This window comes from Verrucomicrobiota bacterium JB022 (assembly GCA_030673845.1).
GTDB lineage: Bacteria > Verrucomicrobiota > Verrucomicrobiia > Opitutales > Oceanipulchritudinaceae > WOUP01.
Genome location: JAUTCQ010000011.1, coordinates 63,152 through 83,599 on the forward strand (window position 1 = coordinate 63,152; position 20,448 = coordinate 83,599).

The 20,448-nt window shown below is 63.2% G+C and carries 15 protein-coding genes; 10 read left to right on the plus strand and 5 right to left on the minus strand.

Annotation, left to right across the window (positions count from 1 at the left end; translation table 11 throughout):
• Positions 1–5: 5 nt before the first annotated feature.
• Complete coding sequence (gene lysS / locus Q7P63_06960) at positions 6–1,523, minus strand: lysine--tRNA ligase (GenBank protein ID MDP0499826.1); 1,518 nt, start codon at positions 1,521–1,523, stop codon at positions 6–8.
• Positions 1,524–1,730: 207 nt separating this feature from the next.
• Between lysS and Q7P63_06965 the strand changes: the two genes are divergently transcribed.
• The 3 genes from Q7P63_06965 to Q7P63_06975 all read left to right on the plus strand — a co-directional run bounded on the left by Q7P63_06965 (position 1,731) and on the right by Q7P63_06975 (position 6,076).
• Entirely contained in the window at positions 1,731–2,396 is a 666-nt protein-coding gene (locus Q7P63_06965) for a hypothetical protein (GenBank protein ID MDP0499827.1), read from the plus strand.
• An 88-nt stretch (positions 2,397–2,484) separates the two neighbouring features.
• Positions 2,485–3,141 carry a hypothetical protein gene (locus tag Q7P63_06970; protein ID MDP0499828.1) on the plus strand — a complete coding sequence of 219 codons (657 nt, stop codon included), beginning with the start codon at positions 2,485–2,487 and terminating at the stop codon, positions 3,139–3,141.
• Between the two features lie 106 nt (positions 3,142–3,247).
• A complete protein-coding gene (locus tag Q7P63_06975) occupies positions 3,248–6,076 on the plus strand; it encodes an alkaline phosphatase family protein (protein MDP0499829.1) in 2,829 nt (942 codons plus the stop codon).
• A 67-nt stretch (positions 6,077–6,143) separates the two neighbouring features.
• Here the strand turns inward: Q7P63_06975 and Q7P63_06980 are convergent, their stop codons facing one another.
• Positions 6,144–7,118, minus strand: coding sequence for a hypothetical protein (locus Q7P63_06980; protein ID MDP0499830.1), 975 nt, complete (start codon positions 7,116–7,118; stop codon positions 6,144–6,146).
• Between the two features lie 174 nt (positions 7,119–7,292).
• Between Q7P63_06980 and Q7P63_06985 the strand changes: the two genes are divergently transcribed.
• A complete protein-coding gene (locus Q7P63_06985; protein MDP0499831.1) occupies positions 7,293–8,111 on the plus strand; it encodes a hypothetical protein in 819 nt (272 codons plus the stop codon).
• 88 nt (positions 8,112–8,199) lie between these two features.
• Here the strand turns inward: Q7P63_06985 and Q7P63_06990 are convergent, their stop codons facing one another.
• Positions 8,200–9,849, minus strand: coding sequence for a sigma-54 dependent transcriptional regulator (locus Q7P63_06990; GenBank protein MDP0499832.1), 1,650 nt, complete (start codon positions 9,847–9,849; stop codon positions 8,200–8,202).
• A 186-nt stretch (positions 9,850–10,035) separates the two neighbouring features.
• Between Q7P63_06990 and Q7P63_06995 the strand changes: the two genes are divergently transcribed.
• From Q7P63_06995 to Q7P63_07020, 6 genes are all read left to right on the plus strand, one after another.
• Positions 10,036–11,271 (plus strand): site-2 protease family protein, encoded by a 1,236-nt coding sequence (locus Q7P63_06995; GenBank protein MDP0499833.1) that lies wholly within the window; start codon positions 10,036–10,038, stop codon positions 11,269–11,271.
• Entirely contained in the window at positions 11,222–14,059 is a 2,838-nt protein-coding gene (locus tag Q7P63_07000; protein ID MDP0499834.1) for a hypothetical protein, read from the plus strand. The genes Q7P63_06995 and Q7P63_07000 overlap by 50 nt, the downstream gene beginning before the upstream one ends.
• A 120-nt stretch (positions 14,060–14,179) precedes the next feature.
• The gene (gene glnA / locus Q7P63_07005; GenBank protein ID MDP0499835.1) at positions 14,180–15,589 is read left to right on the plus strand and encodes a type I glutamate--ammonia ligase; all 1,410 of its coding nucleotides are present in this window, start codon (positions 14,180–14,182) and stop codon (positions 15,587–15,589) included.
• Positions 15,590–15,679: 90 nt separating this feature from the next.
• Positions 15,680–16,402, plus strand: a complete 723-nt coding sequence (locus Q7P63_07010) for a rhomboid family intramembrane serine protease (GenBank protein MDP0499836.1) — start codon at positions 15,680–15,682, stop codon at positions 16,400–16,402.
• Between the two features lie 18 nt (positions 16,403–16,420).
• The gene (locus tag Q7P63_07015; protein MDP0499837.1) at positions 16,421–17,359 is read left to right on the plus strand and encodes a PfkB family carbohydrate kinase; all 939 of its coding nucleotides are present in this window, start codon (positions 16,421–16,423) and stop codon (positions 17,357–17,359) included.
• A gap of 73 nt (positions 17,360–17,432) precedes the next feature.
• On the plus strand, positions 17,433–18,206 hold the full coding sequence (locus Q7P63_07020) for a phosphatase PAP2 family protein (GenBank protein MDP0499838.1): 774 nt from the start codon (positions 17,433–17,435) through the stop codon (positions 18,204–18,206).
• Here the strand turns inward: Q7P63_07020 and Q7P63_07025 are convergent.
• Positions 18,199–19,983 carry a glycosyltransferase family 39 protein gene (locus Q7P63_07025; protein MDP0499839.1) on the minus strand — a complete coding sequence of 595 codons (1,785 nt, stop codon included), beginning with the start codon at positions 19,981–19,983 and terminating at the stop codon, positions 18,199–18,201. The genes Q7P63_07020 and Q7P63_07025 overlap by 8 nt on opposite strands.
• A 78-nt stretch (positions 19,984–20,061) precedes the next feature.
• The gene (locus Q7P63_07030; GenBank protein MDP0499840.1) at positions 20,062–20,394 is read right to left on the minus strand and encodes a GxxExxY protein; all 333 of its coding nucleotides are present in this window, start codon (positions 20,392–20,394) and stop codon (positions 20,062–20,064) included.
• Between the last annotated feature and the right edge of the window lie 54 nt (positions 20,395–20,448).

A 20,448-nucleotide genomic window follows, 5' to 3' on the forward strand; every position in this document is an offset into this window, starting at 1 on the left:
GCGGCCTAGGCCTGGGCGTCCGGTTCCGCCGTGGCCGTTTCGCGCGGCATCGGCTTCATGGAGGGGAAGAGGATCACGTCGCGGATCGAGGGCACGCCCGTGAGCAGGATGATCAGGCGGTCGATGCCGACACCCATGCCACCGGCGGGCGGCATCCCGTGCTCGAGCGCGAGCAGGAAGTCTTCGTCGATCTTTTGGGTCTCTTCGCCAGCCTGACGCTCCAGTTGTTCGCGCTGCACGAGCGGGTCGTTTTGCTCGCTGTAGGCGGGCGCAATTTCCTGGCCGTTGATGCACAGCTCGAAGACTTCCACCGTGTCGGGGTCGTCGGGCGAGATCTTGGCCAGCGGCACCAGCTCCTTGGGCAGGTGGGTGACGAAGGTCGGCTGGATGAGCGTGTGCTCGACGCGCTTTTCAAAGACGTTGTTGGTGATCTCGAACTCTTCGCGCTCGTCCACGCGGTCGATCTCGATCCCGGCTTCGCGGCACCACGCGATCTTTTCCTCGCGGCTCAGCTCAAACCAGTCGACCTTGCCGGTCGCTTCGATCACGAGATCCTTGTAACGGGCTTCGCGCCATTCGCCGCCGAGGTTGATCACCTGGCCGTCGTAGCGAGTGATTTCGTGGCTGCCGAGGACATCCGTGCAGATGCGGTCGATCATGCCGCGGATCAGGCGCATCATGCCCCGGTAATCGCTGTAGGCCTGGTAGACCTCCAGCATGGTAAACTCGGGGTTGTGGCGGCGGCTGAGGCCTTCGTTGCGGAAGACGCGGCTCAACTCGAACACGCGGTCGAAGCCGCCCACGAGCATGCGCTTGAGGTGCAGCTCCAGCGCGATGCGGAGGTAAAAGTCGCAATCCAGCGCGTTGAAGTGCGTCTGGAACGGGCGCGCGGCCGCCCCACCCGCCTCAGGCGTCAAAACCGGGGTCTCGACTTCGAGGAAGTCCTGGTCTTGCAGGTAGCGGCGGATCGTGGCAATGACGCGGCTGCGCAGTTGGAACACGCGGCGGCTGTCTTCGTTGGAAATCAGGTCGAGGTAACGCTGGCGGTAGCGTTGGTCGTCGTCCTGCAGGCCGTGCCACTTCTCGGGCAGCGGGCGCAGGGCCTTGGCCACGATCTGCAGCTCTTCGACGCGCAGGGTCACTTCGCCGGTCTTGGTCTTGAAGACCTTGCCGCGCACGCCCACGAAGTCGCCCAGGTCGAGCTGCTTCTTGAAAAACGCATACGCCTCTTCGCCCAGCACCTCGCGCTGCACGTAGAGCTGCAGCTTGCCCGCGCGATCAAGGATGTGGGCAAAGCTGGCCTTGCCCATCACGCGCTTGGTCAACAGGCGCCCGGCGCAATAGACTTCGGGGCACGCGGCTTCGTCCTCCACCCAGCTGGCCTGGGCTTCGACGGAGGTGTGGGTCTGCTCCCAGTTTTTGTGGAAGGGGTCCAAGCCATTGCCGCGCATCTCGTCGAGCTTGGCCCGGCGCACGGCGTATTGATCGGAAGTGTCGATGGACTGCGGCTGCGAATCGCTCATGGGAAACGACTAGAGGTGGCAGACGCCCGCCCGCTTGGCAAGGGAAAGGGAGGAGAAGATGCGGGAGGGGACTGACTCCGGGGCAAAACATACCTTCATCTGCATAAGGCCGATTGCCTGTTTAGTTAAGCCCGAGCAATTTACTTGCTCCTGCCCTAGATCACGTTAAAGACTTTGCCCCAAGTCTCCTGCTTACACACGATCTCTATGAAGTCTAAAAACGTTACACTCCTGTCTGTCTCTTCACTTGGCGTCTCGGCCACTGCCTTTGGCGCGATCAATTTCGTGGCGAATCCCGTCACCCTCGATACCGATGGCGATATCTGGTATCTGGAGGGCGGCTCTAGCGGAACGGCTTTGGCAAGGCTCGATTCCTGGTCGAGTGTGACGACCTTCACCGTCGGCTCTAGCACTTACACCAGCAGTTACCGGTATGCCTACTTCCCGTCCCCGGCTTATAACAATCTCAAGATCGCACTAGACGGCTCGAATCGGGTGGCTTCGCTGGCCGAAGGCGTTGAAATCTCTGCGTCCTTGCTTACCAATGCGGACAGCGGGCTTACTCTCACCTCCAGTTCTGGACCGGGCTGGCACTGGCGCCAGTTCCTCTTTGGCGAAGCTGGCTTCATTGCCTTCGAGTTCGATTCTGGCAATGGTGTGCAATACGGCTGGGCCAACGTCACCCTCAATGTGGGTCAGATCACCATCAATAGCTGGGCTTGGGCCGATGCGGGCGAAACGTTGACCGTAGGCCAGACCGAGTCGACGCCGGCGGTGCCGGAGCCGAAGGAGACGATGGCCGCACTGGGCTTGCTGGCCGCCGGCGCTGCGGGGATGCGTCGCTATCTCGCCAGCCGCAAGAGTGCTGCCTAGCGAAGAACGTTATTGCCAGGAGAGATAAAAACCTCCATACCCAGAACATCCCCACAGCTGGGCATGCAAATTATTACCATCTAGTGCAATGAAATCGCGCAACGTCACCTTACTTTCTGTTTCAACTCTCGGAGTCTCGGCGACCACCTTTGGTGCAATCAACGTGGTGACCTCCCCGCTCACCCTCGATACCGACGGCGATATCTGGTATCTTGAAGGCGGTTCGACCGGTGCGACCGCCCTGGCCAGTTTCGATACCTGGATCTTTTTTTACTCCTCCACATACAGCGTCTATACTAGCAGGCGCGCCTACTTCCCGGCAGGGAACTACAACAATTTCAAGATCGCACTAGATGGCTCGAATCGGGTGGCTTCGCTGGCCGAAGGCGTTGAAATCTCTGCGTCCTTGCTTACCAATGCGGACAGCGGGCTCACTCTCACCTCCAGCTCGTGGGTGGACTGGAACTGGCGGGAGTTTTCCTTTGGCGAAGCTGGCTTCATTGCCTTCGAGTTCGATTCCGGCAATGGTGTGCAATACGGCTGGGCCAACGTCACCCTCAATGTGGGCCAAATCACCATCAATAGCTGGGCCTGGGCGGATGCGGGCGAAACGTTGACCGTAGGCCAGACCGAGTCGACCCCGGCGGTGCCGGAGCCGAAGGAGACGATGGCCGCCCTCGGCCTGCTTGCCGCCGGTGCCGTGGGGATGCGTCGCTACCTCGCCAGCCGCAAGAGTGCCGCTTAAGGGCTCAGATACTGTATCATCTTTTGCTTGAACAGGATGCCGCGCGCGTGGCGTCCTGTTTTTGTTTGGGCCCAGCCCGCGAGATTCCCCTATTTTCTCTTTCCAGATGAAGGCAAAAAGAACTCTGTTGATTGGCTGGGATGCCGCCGACTGGCGCATGATCCGCCCCTTGCTCAACCGGGGCAAGATGCCCAACCTCCAGCGCCTCATCAAAATGGGAGTCTGGGGCAACCTGCACACGCTTCACCCCGTGCTTTCTCCCATGCTCTGGACGAGCATCGGCACCGGCAAACGCCCCTACAAGCACGGAATCAACGGGTTCAGCGAGCCGGACCCCGCCACGGGAGCCGTCCGCCCGGTGACGAATCTCTCGCGCAAAACCAAGGCCGTCTGGAACATCCTCAACCAGTCGGGCAAGCAGAGCAACGTAATCGGCTGGTGGCCCTCGCACCCGGCAGAGCCCATCAATGGCGTGATGGTCTCCAACCAGTTTCAGCGGGCAAGCAAGGACCCGGAAAACTGGCCACATGATACCCAGGCCATCCACCCCTCGCGCCTCTTGCAGCCACTCTCCGAGATGCGCCTGCACCCGGCCTGGGTCTCCGGCGAGATGTTGCTGCCCTTCATCCCGCGCGCAGCAGAGATCGATCAGGAAAAGGACCGGCGCCTGGGTTCGCTGGCCAAGATCCTCGCGGAGATCTCGACCGTGCACGCAGCCGCCACCGCGACCATGCAGCTGGAGCCGTGGGATTTCATGGCCGTCTATTACGACGGGATCGACCACTTCGGGCACGGCTTCATGAAGTATCACCCGCCGAAAGACCCCCGGGTGAGCGACGAAGACTTTGAGATTTACCGCCACGTGATGGAGTCCGGCTATGTCTTCCACGACATGATGCTCGGCGTGCTGCTGCAGCTCGCAGGGCCGGAAACCAACGTGATGCTGATTTCCGACCACGGGTTCCACCCCGACCACTTGCGGCCTCACTCCCTGCCCAACGCCCCGGCGGGTCCGGCTTCGGAGCACCGCCGATACGGCATTTTCGTCATGGCCGGGCCAGACGTGAAATCGGGAGGCGAAGAAATCTTCTCGGGCTCGCTGCTGGACATTACCCCCACCCTCTTGCATGCCTTCGGTCTACCGGTGGGGCGCGATATGGACGGCAAAGTCCTCTCCAAGGTCTTCCGCGAAAAACGTCCGGTGGAATACGTGGAGAGCTGGGACGCCATTGCCGGCGATGACGGATGTCACCCCTCCGACCGTCAGCTCGACGCGCGCGACGCCAAGGCCGCCCTGCAGCAGCTCGTCGACCTCGGCTACATCGACCAGCCCGACGAAGACAAGGAGGTGGCGGTAGCCGAAACGGTGAGAGAGCTCGACTACAACCTCGCGCAGGCCTACTTCGACGGCAAAAAATTTGTCGAAGCCCACCGCATCGCCGTCCGCCTCTGGGCGCAATGGCCCGAAGAAAGCCGCTTCGGCCTGCTGCAGCTCCAGTGCGAGATGACCCTCAAGGCTCATGACGACCTCAAGCGGACCTTCAACCGACTCAACACGACGATCCGACGCTACGCCAAGGAGGCACAGGCGGAGCTTGCCCGGCTGGACGAAGAGCACAAGGCGCAGGCGGCAGCGGGCGAAGAAGCAGAGGAGAAGCTACGCCGCAAGCAGCCGAAGATACGCCGCCTGGTCGGTCGCTCGAAAGTGGATGAAGCAGGCCTCAAATTTTACGAGGCGCGCGTCCTGATGGCAGTGGGTGAAGACGAGGCCGCGCGGCAGTTGCTCGAAAGCCTGACCGACACCTGGCCGGGCCGTCAGCAGCGGCTGTTTCGTCTGCTCGGGGATCTTTGCACGCGCCTGAACGAGCCGGAGAAGGCGGTCGAGTGGCTGGAAAAGGCTCTCGAACTGGACCCGGACGACGCCGAAGCCCACCTGCAGCTCAGCCGGGCGCAATACCTCCTGGGCGAGGACTACATCTCCGCCACCCACGCCTTGACGAGCCTTCAGCTCAACTACTTCAACCCGAGGGCTCACTATGCCTACGGCGCGGCCCTCGTGCGCCTCGGCCACCTCGAATGGGCGGTAGAAACCCTGGAGGTAGCCGTGCAACAGGCGCGGCATTACCCCGAGGCCCATGAGTTGCTGGCCGCCATCTATGCCGACCACCTGCAGCAGCCGATCAAGGCCAAAGCCCATCAGGCCCTCGCGGCGGAAGCCCGCGAAGCCAACGCGCAGCGCATGGCAGACTTGAGCGCAGACCTGCCTTCGGTGGAGGAACAGGACGATGCCGCCTGGAAAGTCGTTACGGCCAACTTCGAGGGCCGGCAGCCGTTGTGTGTGACCGGCAAGGCGCAGGCCCCCGCCTCGGAGCGGCTTACCGTAGTCTCCGGGTTGCCCCGCTCGGGCACCTCCATGACCATGCAGATGCTGGTAGCCGCCGGGCTCGACCCGCTGACCGACCGCAAACGCAGCGCGGACGAATCCAACCGCAAGGGCTACTTCGAGCACGAGCGCATCAAGCGCCTTCATCAGGACAACACCTGGCTCGCCGAAGGCCGCGGCAAGGCACTGAAGGTGGTCGCCCCGCTGGTGAAGTTCCTCCCGCCCACCGAAGCCTGTAAAGTAATCTTCATGGAGCGGCATCCGCGCGAGATCATGGACTCGCAACGCCAGATGCTCGAGCGCCTGCAAAAGCCGGGCGGCCAGGCCCACTCGCCGCACCTCGCCCGGGTCTTGCTCCAGCAGATGGAAGACTGCCAGCAGGCCTTGCGCAGCCATCCGAAGTGCGACCTGCTCACGATCAACTACAATGCGTTGATGAACGACCCCGAGCAGACCATTGCACGGATCATCGAGTTTCTGGAGCTGCCCGATGACAAGGCCGCGGCCATGCTCGCCGTCGTCGACCCGCAGCTCTATCGCAGCCGCTTGTAAGAGAGCACAACAACGGCGAGGCCCCTATCGGTAAGCCTCGCCGCGAGAACCTGCCTGCAGCGCCGCGCTACTTGCGCCGACGCACCCACACGACCGCGCCGACGAGCAGCCCGGCCCAGAGGGCGATGGTCTGCGGCTCCGGGACGATCGTGACGCCGTAGATGGCGCTGCCGTAGTCGCCCGACCAGTCCCACGACTGTTCGATAATGTAGACGGTATCACCGTCGGTCACGAACTTGTGGAACTGCTTGCCGTCGTCGGAGGTAGCGACAGTGCCAACCATCGTCCCAGTGCTCAGGTCGTAGCGGTTGATGGACGAGCCGAGAAAGTCGTCGAGCTGGCTGGCGAGCAGGAAACCGGCGCTGTCGAAGCCGAGGTAGCCGCCGTTTTCGAGCGTCATGACCACGTTGGCGTCGGCCAGTTGCAGGCCCCCGGTTGCGACCTGGCTGGCGCTGAACGAGATCAGTTGGTCGGCATCGAAATTGGCGTAGTAGAGATTGCCCGCCGCATCGAAAGTCAAGCCGCCGCTGGCGCCACCAATCGCCGCCACTTCGTTGGCGAGGCCGGTCGTGATGTCGAACTGGTAGATGCGGCTGCCGTCGCCGAGGTCGTCTCCATTGGAGTCGTGGTTGGAAACGAAGTAGAGGTTGCCGTTGGGGGCCACCGCCGCGTCGTAAATGCCGTCCATCTGCAGCTGCTGATTGAAGCTGCCGCCCTGGCTCACGCTGCCGAAAAAGTAGGGATAGGGCTGCGCGTAAGACGTGAAGTGCGAGGCGTAGACCTGGCCGCCGGCGTAGGTGACGTGCGAGATCCCGTTGTTGCCCGGCAGGCTGCCGTAGATGCTCTCGGTGCGGGTGCCGAGGTTGAAGGCCTTCACTTCGCGGAAGTTGCCGTAATAGAGCGTGCCGCCGCTGACGCTGAGCCCTTCATACTGGGTGAAGCTGTAGTCGTTCACATTGGAAACAACCTGCTCCACCTCGTAATTCCCGCCGACCGAGAGGCCGAAGAGGCTGCCCGCTGCGAGCATGTGAATTCCGAGCACGATGGAATGCCTTAATTGACACATAAGTGCCACTAAGAGTCGGCGATTCATGAATCTCAAGCGCAATCGCGAGGAATTGTAGCCGCATTTCCACGACCAACGTCACGGAATCGCCCCCTGCATGTCACCGGAACGTCGCGCATACCTCGTATGGTCAAGCGTTTTGCGCCTGCCATGAAACTACGTTGTCTCTTCGTCTTGCTGCCGCTGCTCACCCTCTCCCTGGTCTACGCTGAACCGCTCGCCTCCTCCGGTCGCAGCTTTACGGAGACGAAGCGTTTCGAGGCCCCGGACGCCAAGCAGGGGGTGGCGTCGGACGGCGAAGCGTATTTCGCGATCCACAACTACAAGATCGTCAAATACAACCGCACCGGCGAGCTGCTGAAGACCTGGGAATGCCCGGAAGGCGACCCGATGATCCACCTGAACGCGGGCATCGTGCTGGACGGCAAGCTCTACGTCGCGCACTCCAACTACCCGCAGGTGCCAATGACGAGCTCGATCGAGATCTTCGACCCGGAGACGCTGGAGCACCTCGGCAGCCACTCCTTTGGCATCGCCTACGGCTCCTGCACTTGGGTGGACCGGCGCGACGGGCTCTGGTATATCTGCTTTGCCCACTACGGCCAAAAGGCGGCCGAGCCCAACCGCGACCCGTCCTGGGCGCAACTGGTGGTGTTTGACGCGGAGTGGCGGCGTGTCGGCGGCTATGTCTTCCCGCCGGAGCTGGTGGACGCCTGCGCCCCCTACTCCTTCAGCGGGGGCGGCTTCGGCCCCGATGGCCGCCTGTATGTAACAGGCCACGACCACCAGAGCCTCTACGTGCTGGAGTTCCCTACCGGAGGCTCCGTGCTGCGCTGGGTCGACGAAATCCCGATCCCGATGGAAGGTCAGGCGATCAACTGGGACCCACGCGAGCCCTGGCTGCTGCACGGCATTCTCCGCGAAACGCGCGAAGTGATCTCCGGTCGGATCGACGCGCCGACGAAGTAGCTTCTTTTAGCCGCAGATGAACGCAGATTGGCGCGGATGTTTTGGGATCCGTGCCTATCCGGGTTTTATCCATGGCCAAGGGAGGCCTCTACCAACGCAGGTTGTGCTGGTCGATGCGTTTGCGGAGGGTAGCGCGGGTGATGCCGAGGATGGTGCTGGCCTTGACCTGGTTGCCGCCTGTCTCACGCAAGACACGGACGATCATCTCGCGCTCGATGTGGTGCAGGATGTCTTCGTCCACTTCCTTGCGGATACGCTCGAAGAGGATGTCGAGGGCAGTGCTGAGGTCGATGCTGCCACGATCAAAGGCGGGGGCCATGGCCGGGATCGGCTGGGCTGCCGCTTCTACCGGCGCCGCGACCGGCGCAGGGGCGGTCACGGCCACGGTTTCGCGCAGCGGTACGGCCGCGCTGGGCTCGGGCGAAGTAACGTCTGCCGTCGTGGTTACGGTCTTGGCCTTGGGCTCTTCGGCGGAGTCGGGCGCGCTTTCTTCAAAGGGTGGCTTGGTGGTGGAGCCCGCCTTGCGGGTGGGCGCAGGAATGGCCCCCGGGCGGCGGATTTCGTCCGGCAAATCCTTGGCGAGGATGGTATCGCCCTGGGCGAGCACGGCGCTGCGCTGGATCACGTTTTCCAGCTCGCGGACGTTGCCCGGCCAACTGTAGTCGACGAGGCGTTGCATAGCCTCCGAAGACACGCGGCGCACGCGGCTGCCACGGTCTTTCTGCAGCCGCTGGAGCATGAAGTCGATCAGTGCCGGCACGTCGCCCGGGCGCTCGCGCAGCGCGGGCAGGCGGATGCGCATGACGTTGAGGCGGTAATAGAGGTCTTCCCGGAACTCTCCCTCCTCCACCATCTGCTCAAGGTGCTTGTTCGTCGCAGCGACGAGGCGGACGTTGACCTTGATCGTGCTGGTGCCGCCGACGCGCTGGATCTCGCCCTCTTGCAAGGCGCGGAGGATCTTCGTCTGGGTCGGCAGTGCCATATCGCCGATCTCATCGAGAAAGAGCGTCCCACCGTCGCACAGCTCGAACTTGCCGAGGCGTTGCTGCGTGGCGCCGGTGAAGGAACCCTTTTCGTGGCCGAACAGCTCCGACTCGATCAAATTATCGGGGATTGCCGCGCAGTTGACGGCCATGAACGGCCCGGTGCTGCGGTGGCTGTGCTGGTAGATGCAGCGGGCGACGAGTTCCTTACCCGTGCCGCTTTCGCCCGTTACCATCACCGTCACATCGCTGGCGGCGACTTGACCGATGATCTTGAAGACTTCCTGCATCGGCTCCGAATTGCCGACCAGCCCTTCCTTGTAATCCTCGCTGTTGAGGACGGGGGAATACTGGTTGCGCTCGGTTGCGGCCAAGTCGCGATGGGCCTGGACCGCCTTTTCGGTCAGGCTCAGCACCTTCTTGATGTCAAAGGGCTTGATGATGTAGTCGAAGGCCCCGAACTTCATGGCCTCGATGGCGGTCTGTGTCGTCCCGAAGGCCGTCATCAGAATCGTCATCGAGTGAGGGCTGACGGAGCGGATATGCTGGAGCGTCTCCAGCCCGCTCATGCCCTCCATGCGGTTGTCGAGGAAGATGACGTGCGGGCGTTCGCGCTCCGCTACACCGATCCCTGCTTCGCCGCTGCTGGCCGTGGAAACGCGGTAGCCACGCGAGCTGAGCACGCGGTCGAGGGAATATAAGATTTCGGAGTCGTCATCGATAATGAGGATCTGGGGCGAGGCGTCTGCGCACATAGAACGGGAAGTTTTGCAAGTGGGTCAGCAGGAAGCGTTCTCAAATGGAATATTGCATCACCATGTGCATTTTTACTCACTCACTTTGCAAGCCTGAGGTGCTTGGTCAATTTTAACCAGCATGGCGTGAGGCGCGAAAAGGAACCCATACTTGCTAAAAAGCCCGCGCGTGTAGAGGATAGGTTTATGCGAGACCGCTCGTGGTCGATCCCTCTCTTCAGGATTCTCGGTGTCAGGCTCGACCTGCATATCACCTTCGCCTTGCTGCTGGTGTATGCGGGCTGGATGGGCGCAACCCACCCCGAGCGCCCGGCCGACGTAGCGCCCGCCGCCAACGCGCTGTGGTGGATCCTGTTGGTAACGGGCATCTTCGCCTGCGTGGTGATGCACGAATTCGGGCATATCTTGGCCGCTCGCCGCTACGGCGTGGAGACGCGGCGCATCCTGCTGCTGCCAATCGGCGGGGTCGCGGAGATGGAGCAACTGCCGAGGCAGCCAGGCCGCGAATTCATCGTCACTGCAGCCGGGCCGGCCGTCAATTTTGCGATCTCGGCCCTCGTCTTTGTCGCGCTCTACGTGACGGGCCATTGGCGAGGTTGGGACGGGCTGGAGCGTGCCTTCACTCCTTTCGACGGGATCGGCTTCCTGCTCTTTCTCTTCATTTACAACCTCACGATGGGGGTCTTCAACCTCGTGCCGGTCTACCCGATGGACGGCGGGCGCATCCTGCGTTCGCTGCTGGCCACGCGCCTCGACTACCTCACCGCCACGCGCTGGTCGGTCTGGGTGGCCAAGCCGCTGGCGCTCTGCGCGGTGCTGGGCGCGATCTACATCGGCAGTTGGCAGCCGGCGGTGCTGTTTGCGTTTATCTTCCTCGCGGGCGATCTGGAATACCAGGCCATCCGCCGCGAGGAGATGATGCGGGGCGTGTCGCTGGGCGAAGTGGCGGCCCACCGCTGGCGTGACGTGCCCGGCAACCTTCCGTTGGGCGAGGCTTTGTCGCTGATGCGCCGCGAGCAGGTGCCCGAAATCGTGATCCAGACCCATCCACTACCGTCGGTGCTGACGGAGGATGAGCTGCGCACCTTGGCCGAAGAATACGCGTGGAGCTTGCCGCTGGCTTCCCTCCCTCTCCCCCGGGCGCGCATTGCCGACGCCACCTCGCCGTTGATCCTCTACTTGAGCAAGGTGGAGTCTCAGCCGGGGCGGATTCTGATTTTCCACCTCGGGCAAATGGTCGCGGTCTTCCGGCAGGAGACGGTGCCGGAGGTATTGGCTTGGCGGAGCTGGGAAAAGAAGCTTGCGCGTAACCGCCCGCGTACCAACCTGTACCGCACCTTCTGGCGCCGCACGACGCCCCCGCCCCTGCCCCATGGATTTTCACGAGGAACTACGCCAGGCGCTGACGGCGTCGGAAACTGATCCCAGCGTCCTCGTGTGGCTGGAGTCGTCTGGCCGCTTCGTCGAATTCGAGCGACTGGCGGAGGCGAGCCCCCTGTATTTTCGCCTGCTGGTGCGCCAGCCGCAGATTGTAGCCTGGCTGGCGGATACCGGCGCAGTCGATCTGCCCTTTGGTGCGGGCCGGTATGCCACCCACTGGAGAGCCTTTGCGGGCGAAGTGAGCGGTGAGGCCCTCTACAGCAAGTTGCGCCAGTTTCGCCGCTGGCACTCGCTGCGCATCGCGTGGCGGGAAGTCAACGAGCTGGCTCCGATGCGCGTGACGCTGCGCGAGCTCTCCTCCCTGGCCGACTTTTGCCTGCAGAAGGTCTTTGAACAGGCGTGGGCGAAGTGGGAGCAAAAGCTGGGCACGCCTTGGGATGAAGAGCTGGACCAACCGGCCAAGCTGGGCGTGCTGGGCCTGGGCAAGCTGGGCAGCGAAGAGCTGAACTTTTGCTCCGATGTCGATTTGATGTTCCTGAGCGAGGGGCGCGGGCACGTGAAGCGCGGCGACCGCCTGAGCGGGATGGCCAACGGCGAGTTTTTCACCCGCGTCGGCCAGGAGTTCCTGCAGGTGCTGACCCGGCGCACTGCCGACGGCTTTCTCTACAATGTCGACCTGCGGCTGCGGCCCGAGGGCGCGGCCGGGCAACTGATCACCTCGGTGGGCGCGGCGGTGAATTACTACTTCGCCCGGGGGCAGACCTGGGAGCGCATGATGCTGCTCAAGGCGCGCGCGGTGGCGGGTGACAAGGCCGTGTGTGGCGAGTTTCTGGAGCTGGTCCATACCTTCCGCTACCCGCGTCACCCGCCGGCCTCTTTGCCGCAAGACGTGGCGACGCTCAAGCAGCGCATGGAGAAAGAAGTCGTGGGCACCAACCGCCTGCAGCTCAACCTCAAGAACGGCTACGGCGGCATCCGCGAGATCGAGTTTTTCGCGCAGATCCTGCAACTGGTGCACGCCGGCCGCTTCCCCTTTTTGCAGACGGCTTCCACGCGCGAGGCGATCCGGCAGTTGACGCGCTACAACCTGATTGCGCCCGAGCTGCGGACGTTTCTGATCGAGACGTACGACCTCTTGCGTCGACTGGAGCACCGAGCCCAGATGCGGGACGAGCAGCAGACCCACGATCTCCCGCCGCCGGGCCCCGAGCGCGCGCGCCTCGCCAAATCGATGGACTACCCGAGCGTGGAAGCTTTTGAGGCCGACCTGCAGGCGCGCCGCGACCGCGTGCGCCACAACTACCAGGAGCTCTTCCCTCACGAGGCCGACCACCGGCACGAAAAGGAGTGGGCCGACTTCCTGACCACCGCCCAGGCGAGCCCCTTTGTGGAGCAGTGCATCCGCACTTGGTTCGGTCCCCACGCGGATGCGGCCAAGCACCTGCACGAGTTCATCCTCGGCAGCCCGGATGCATCCCTCACGCGCGAGCATGTGATGCTCTTTGCCGACCTCGCGGCCAACTTCGGCGACGCCTTTCAGGGTCTGTCGCGCCCTTTGCGCACGCTGCGCCGGATCAGCCGCTTTGCCGAACGCTATGGTGCGCGCAAGCAGTTCCTGAAGACCTGCGGGCTCAACCCGTCGTTTTTCCGCGTGCTCTGCCTGCTTTTCGACCGTAGCGAATTCATCTTCAAGCTGCTCTGCCAGCACCCGGAGATCATGGAAGAGCTGCTGGTGCAGAGCGTGCGCCGCCAGAAGTCGCGCGTCGATCTGCTGGACGAGCTGAGGCATGGCCCGACCGAGCGCGAGGCGTTCCGGCGCTGGCTGTGGCTCTTCGTCAAGGCCGAGCAGGTGCGGGCTTCGATCAACGGCCTGCTGGAAGACTTCTCGCTGGTCGACCTGGAGCGGCAGTTGACGGCCCTCTCCGACGCGGCCCTCACCCACACCCTCCAGCGGGTCGATCCCGAAGGGCGGTTGCTGATCGTGGCGCTCGGCAAGTATGGCGGCGAAGAGCTGGCGTTGGGCTCCGACCTCGACCTGTTGCTCATCGGCCCGGAGGGCGAAAGCGAAGCATCCATCAGCCTCGCGCAGGAGCTGAACGACCTCATCGCCTACAAGGAGCAGGACCTCGGCCGCACCTTCGACCTCGACTTCCGCCTGCGCCCGCACGGGCAGGACGGTCCGCTCGTGACGACCCTGCCTGCCCTCCAGCGTTACCACGAGAAGCGGGGGCAGACCTGGGAGCGCCAGATGTTGACCCGCGCGCGGGTAGTGGCGGGCAATCCGGAGCTGGAAACGGCTTTCGAAGCCTGGCGGCAAGACTGGGTCTATGAGCGCCCCTTTACGGAGGAGGAAAGCGCGGACCTCGACCATGTGCGCGAGCGCATCCTGAAAGAGAAGGCGCGCACCGCCGAGCAGGATTACCGGGGCTTCAAGGTGGGCCGGGGCGGCCTGCTGGACATCGAATTCCTCGCCCAACGGCTGCAGTTGCAGCACGGGCGCGATCACCCCAGCCTGCGCACGGCCAATACCCGGGCTGCGCTGGAGGCAATGGCCGAGGCGGGCCTGCTCTCGCCGGAAAGGCTCGACCTTTTGCGCAAAGCCTACACGTTTTATCGTCGCATCGAGCTGCACCTACGGCGCGAAGCCCACGAGGCCGTAAGCGAGCTGCCCGAGGCGGAGGCCGCACAGCAAGACCTGGCCGTATGGATGCGCCTGACTCCCGCCAGTTTTCTCCAGACGTATCGGCAGCACCGCCGGGAGGTGGCTACCGTCGTCAGCGAACTTCTTCCCCATCTTGAACCGGCCCTCACTACAACTGGTCAAAATTAACCAGAGCACCCCCACCCCTGCGCCTGGTATCGCCATTGCTGCGATCGGGCGTGGTTGATGGAGCCCGCGAGGGCCGGCCGCAACACCTCTACCATACCTCTCAACCCGACCACCAGAGACATGACACCCAAGGAAGTTTTGGAGCTGGCAAACGAACACGACGTCCAGTTTGTGGACCTCAAGTTTGCTGACATTCACGGGCGTTGGCACCATCTGACGATGCCGGCCCACGAATTGACCGAAGACCTTTTCGTCGACGGGCACGGTTTCGACGGCTCGTCCATCCGCGGCTGGCGCAGCATCGAGTCTTCGGACATGCTCATCATGCCCGACGCCGCCACCGCCTTTATCGACCCCTTCGTCGCCGCCCCCACGCTGAGCCTGACCTGCGACGTGGAAGACCCGATGACGCGCGAGTCGTATTCCCGCTCCCCCCGTGGCATCGCCAAGCGAGCCGAGGAATACCTCAAGAGCACGGGCATCGGCGACACGGCTTTCTTCGGCCCCGAGGCGGAGTTCTTCGTCTTCGACGACGTGCGCTACTCCACCAGCTCCAACGAATCCTTCTACGCGGTGGATTCGGTCGAAGCCCCCTGGAATACCGGCGAGGACGAGCGCCCCAATCTGGCCTACAAAATCCCGCACAAGCAGGGCTACCTCCCGGTGTCCCCCATGGACAAGCTGATGGACCTGCGCAACGAGATGTGCCTGACGATGGCCTCCATCGGCCTCGACATCGAGACGCAGCACCACGAGGTGGCGACTGCCGGCCAGTGCGAGATCGACCTGCGCTTCGCCCCCCTGCTCAAGATGTCCGACGACATCTGCAAGTACAAGTATGTGGTCAAGAACGTGGCCTACAAGTACGGCAAGGCCGCGACCTTCATGCCCAAGCCGATCTTTGGCGACAACGGCTCGGGCATGCACGTGCACAGCTCGATCTGGAAAGACGGCAAGCCCGTCTTCGCGGGCGACAGCTATGCGGGGCTGAGCCAGGAGGCGATCTACTACATCGGCGGTCTGCTCAAGCACGCCCCGGCCCTCTGCGCGCTGACCAACCCGACGAACAATTCCTACAAGCGCCTCGTGCCCGGTTTCGAGGCCCCGGTGATCCTCGCCTACTCGGCCCGCAACCGCTCGGCCATCTGCCGCATCCCGCAATACAGCCAGTCGCCCAAGGCCAAGCGCGTGGAGTTCCGTTGCCCCGACCCGTCGGCCAACCCCTACCTCGCCTTCTCCGCCATCCTTATGGCCGGCCTCGACGGGATCGAAAACCAGATCGACCCGGGCGACGCGATCGACAAGAACCTCTACGACCTGCCGCCGGAAGAGGCCGCCAACCTCCAGATGGTGCCCGAAAGCCTCAAGGGCGCCTGCGAAGCCCTCGCTGCCGACCACGAGTTCCTGCTCAAGGGCGATGTGTTCACCAAGGACTTCATCGACAACTTCGTGGCCCTCAAGATGGCGGAGTACGACGCCGTGCGCCTGCGCACCCACCCCTACGAGTATACGCTCTACTTCGACATCTAGAGCCGTTCGCAGCGTTTCCGCACACTTCCGCCTCGCCCTTTCCGGGTGAGGCTTTTTTGTCTTTCGACTGGGCCACTGCGCCGCAACTGCATGATTCCGATCAAAGACCACAACCCGGCGCGCCGGCGGGCCATCATCGTGCCCTCGCTGCTCGTCTTCAACGCCGTCGTCTTCCTCTGGGAGCTGTCGCTGGGCGCCCGGCTGCACGAGGCGGTCGTCTTCTTTGGCGTGGTGCCGCGCTTCTTTACCGACGCCGAGCTGCGGGAGCAAGTGGGGCTGTTTCACCTCGCGCAAAGCCTCATCACCACGATGTTTTTCCACGGCGGCTGGTTTCACCTCCTCGCCAACATGTGGACGCTCTACATTTTTGGCGACAACGTGGAAGACCGCCTGCGCCCGGGGCGTTTCATCGCGCTCTACCTGCTCGCCGGGATCGCCGCCAGTGCGTTGCAGATCGTGGCCCATCCGAATTCACCGATCCCGGTGATCGGGGCCAGCGGGGCGATCGCCGGGGTCATGGGGGCCTACCTGCGGCTCTACCCGCTCGCCCGGATCGACATGCTGATCCCGCCGTTCTTTTTCGGGCCGTTTTTCCGCATCTCGGCCTACATCTTCCTGCTCTACTGGCTGGGCCTGCAGTTTTTCAACGGCTTTATTACCGACCCGGATGCGGCGGGCGGAGGCGTCGCGTGGTGGGCGCACGTGGGAGGCTTTGGCATGGGCTACCTGTTGTGCCATTTCTTGACGTTGGGGGATGGTCGGGGCGATACTTACCAGAGCCCCAGCGGACGCTGGCGACCGAGCCGGCGCTAACCTCTTTCACCCCTCCATATGGCCCACCTGATTACCCTCACCGGCAACCTCCTGGCCGAGACCACCGCCTACTACCGCAGCGCCAACTGGGGGCGCACCCAGCGCGCTTATCAAGAAAGCTTTCAAGTGGGCGGCAAGGGCATCAATGTCTCCCGCATGGCCGAGCGGCTGGGGTTGGAGACGACGGCCTACTGTTTTACCGGCGGTTTTATCGGGCAAAAATGCGAGGCGTGGCTCGAAGCCCAGCCGTTTGCCTATCGCGCCTTTGGCCTCGGGGCCGAAAACCGACAGGGCTGGGTGGCGCGTGTCGACGACCGGCCGGATGAGACGACCTTCATGGGGCAAGACCGCCCGGTACCCTTCGAGGCCTGGAAAAAGGCCCTCGCCGCCATTGCCGAAGAGCGCCCGGGTTGGATCGCCCTCTGTGGCTCCATGCCGGGGTGGGACGGACGCTTTACGGCCAGCCTGCAGGAAGCGATGGAAGCACTACAGCCTCAGGGGGTGCGCTTCGCGCTCGATTGCTACGGCGCCCCTCTCGAAGCCGCGCTCGAACTGCCCTTCGACCTGCTGAAGATCAACCGCGACGAGTGGCGGGGCATGGCTGAAGCCCGCAGCTGGCACGAAGACCCGCGCTACGGCCTCGAAGCCGTCCACGAAGCCCCGGTGCGCCGCTGGATCATCACCGACGGCGGCAACGAAGTGCTTTTTTGCGACGATGGGCGCGCGCTCTACCGCCTGAATCCCCCCCGTCTGGAGCAGATGGTCTCTCCCGTGGGCTCGGGCGATGTGACGCTGGCGGCGCTGCTCGCGCACTTGGAGCAGGGAGAATCCTGGCCAGCCGCCTTGGCCGAAGCGATGCGGTATGGAGCCGTCAATGCCGGCGACGCCGGGGTAGCGGCCTTCGACCTGGAAGCCGTGCGCACGTTGGCCCTGCCGCGCGTGGAACGACTATCCTAAATTGTAGTGACGTATCTGTAAAACGAACACTTCCGCTTGCTCCGACAGGCGAGAGGCTTCAACGTCGGCGGCGATGAATTCCTGGCAGATGCTCGCCACCCTATGGAAGGGAATTCCCGGGGTGGCGCGCGATCATTGGCGTATGTTGCTCATGCTGAATTTGGCCGCCATCCTTTTGGCGGTAGGCCTCAGCTTTTTCGATCAAAGCCTGCTGCCAGCCTTGCAACTGGGTGAGCCCAGCGAGGCCTACGAGCTGGCCGGGTTCCTCAGCGAAGAGCTGAACTTCGACCGCCTGCCGCTCTACGTCTGCCTCGCCCTATGGGTGATCGGCACTTTCCAGAAGCGGCGCGACTGGAAGGCGATCGCCCTCACGATCATCTTTGCGGCCTGCTTTGCGGGTATCGGCGTCAACGTATTTCGAGGCACCCTGGGTCGCCCCCGCCCCAGCGCCGAATGGGCGGATGTCGTGGGCACCGAGACCCAGAAGCCCGCCTGGTTTCTTTTTGGTGCGCCCCAGATCCCCGCGGGGGCCGAGTTGACCGATGCGCCGCCGCAAGGCTTTTACGGCCCGAGCAGCACCATCCAGTTTCAATCGCTGCCCAGCGGCCACTGCGCCACGAGTTTTGCCTACTCCACCGCCGTCTGCATCGTCGCCCCGGCCTATGCGATTCCCGCCACGATTGCCGCCGGCGCCGTCGCGTGGTCGCGCCTGGAGCGTAACCGGCACTGGCCCTCGGATGTCTTGATCGGCAGCAGCTTTGGCATCACCTGCGGCCTACTGGTGGGCATCGCAGGCCGCCGCATGATGCGGGAGACCAAGGCCTTGCCGCCCGAAGAATTCAGTTAGCGGCGCTTTCCCGGGCTTCCTCGGAGCGCAAGAGCGCTTCCCGCGCGCGTTCGCTCAAGCCTTCGGGGCGCAGAAATACGGCCAGCTCCACCCAGCTCGAGCGCGCGTAGTTGAAGCCTTGCAAGCGGATCATCTTGAAGCCTGCCGCCTCCGCCTGAGCCTCGACTGCCGTGACCGCTTCGCTGAAGTCGCGCCAAGGCTCGGGTGTCTCCCCGGCGAAGATCGCGTCGAAAGTATCGTCATCGAGTCGCCACTCGCGGACGCGTGCCAGGACTGTCTGCACGCCCTCCTGCGCCAGCAGGTCGCTCAGCGCACGATCTTCCTCGTGGAAAAACTCCCACTCGCGCTGGCTATAAAAGACGAGACCCGGCTCGGCGTAGCCCCACCCAAAGGTCTGGCCCTGGGGCGCGAGATTGGTCCAGAGCACCTGCAGCTGCTTGGTCGCCACCACCATGCGCAGGGAACCGCCAGCTGTAGTCGCGCCGATCACGATCAACAGCAGGCCGAAGCCGAACACCTGACGCAGTTGATAGCGCGCGAAGATCCCCAGCAGCCAAAAGCCGAGCAAAGCCGCCGCCAGCCCCACGACTGCTTGTCGCAACACCACCAACGGACCGGCCCAGGCAAAGCCGAAGGCTCCATAGGCCAGCACGCCGATGATCACCGCCCAGAGGCCCATCACTCCCCAGTAAAAGATCGACTCGATCCGACGACGCGCGGGCAGCTTGGCGCTCTGAAAAAGCACGAGGCAAAACGCGGGGAAGCCGGGCAGGATGTAGTGCGGTAGTTGCGTGGCGTAAAAGCTGAAGATCAGCACCGGGGCCAGGAACCACGACAGCAGGAAGCTGTTCGCAGCGCTCCAGTGTGCCCGCAGCCGGTGGAACGCCAGCCCGGCCAGGGCAACCCAGGGGAAGAGGCTGAAAAAGATGGTGCCGAAGTAATAGAGCGGCAGCACAAAGCGGTCGTTGAAGCTGCTGGTGCCGCGCTCGATCACGTGCTTGCCCATCCCGACGTCCCAGAACGCCCCTTGCGTCATGAGCAGCGCGGGAATGCCCCAGGCCGCGACCGGTAGCAAGGCCAGCGGCAGACCGGTCGGCACTTGCAGGCGCTTCCACGGCAAGGCCTTGCGGTAAAAGGCAAAACGCCAAAGCAGCAGGGCGAGCAGCGGCACGGCCAGCGCAATCGGCCCTTTGGCAAGGAAGCCCATCGCCTGCGAGAGCCACAGCATCCAGTACCAGCGGCTGAAGCGCGGCGGCTCTTCGTCGGGGGTCAGTAGCTCGTAAAGCGCCCACATCGTGAGCGTCACGGCGAGGATCATCGGCATGTCGGCCAGCGCCAGCCGCCCGTGGATGAACACCTGCAGGCAGGTCAGCCATGCGCCGGCGGCCAGAAACGCGGCCTTGGCCCCAAAGATGCGCCGCCCCATCCAGAAGACCACCAGCGCCACCAGATAGGCCGAAATCGCCGAATGCAGGCGAGCCGCAAATTCGCTGCGCCCCAGCAGGCCGTAATGGACGCCCATCCACCAGTAGGTAAGCGGCGGTTTGTCGAAGCGATACTCGCCGTTGAAGTAGGGGATGAAGGCGTTTTGCCGGTTGATCATCTCCTGCGTCGCCTCGGCAAAGCGCGGCTCGTCGCGGTCCACCAGCGGCAGCAGGTCCATCCCCGGCAAGAGGGTCAGGAACGCCAGCACCAGCAACAGCCACCACGCATGCCGCTGCAGCGTCGGCTCATCCAGCGCCACCAGCGACTTCAACTGATCCTTCATCGACGACATGCGCGGCATCCTGCTCCCCCACCCCCACACCGTCAACGGCATTAGGCGCGAGGCTACTCTGGAAGCTAATTAGTTTTTTTAGCCGCAGATGGACGCAGATGGACGCAGATGAAACGCAGATGGTTGGCGGGACGTGGCCAGCCTTTTGAATTCGACCTTTTCCTGGCCGAAGTTGATGAGAAGGCCCACCTTGATTCCCGTCGCCTTCAATTCATTGAGGAGCTGCGCCTCGTCTTTGGCGTTGTAGTAGGAGGCGATCTTCAACTCGACCACGACTTTGTCTGCGACGAGAAATTCAGTTATTTTTTGTCGGATCTGGCGGGCAAACGGCGCATGTAGAAATGAGAAGCCCCCATTATGTGACAGTCTCCCCTCTTCCCCGTGTTGAGCGAAAGTTCGAAGCCCTAGCAACTATCCCCCCTTGGCTTAGGACGATTTTGAGGGACCCAAACCCTCAAAGAACAA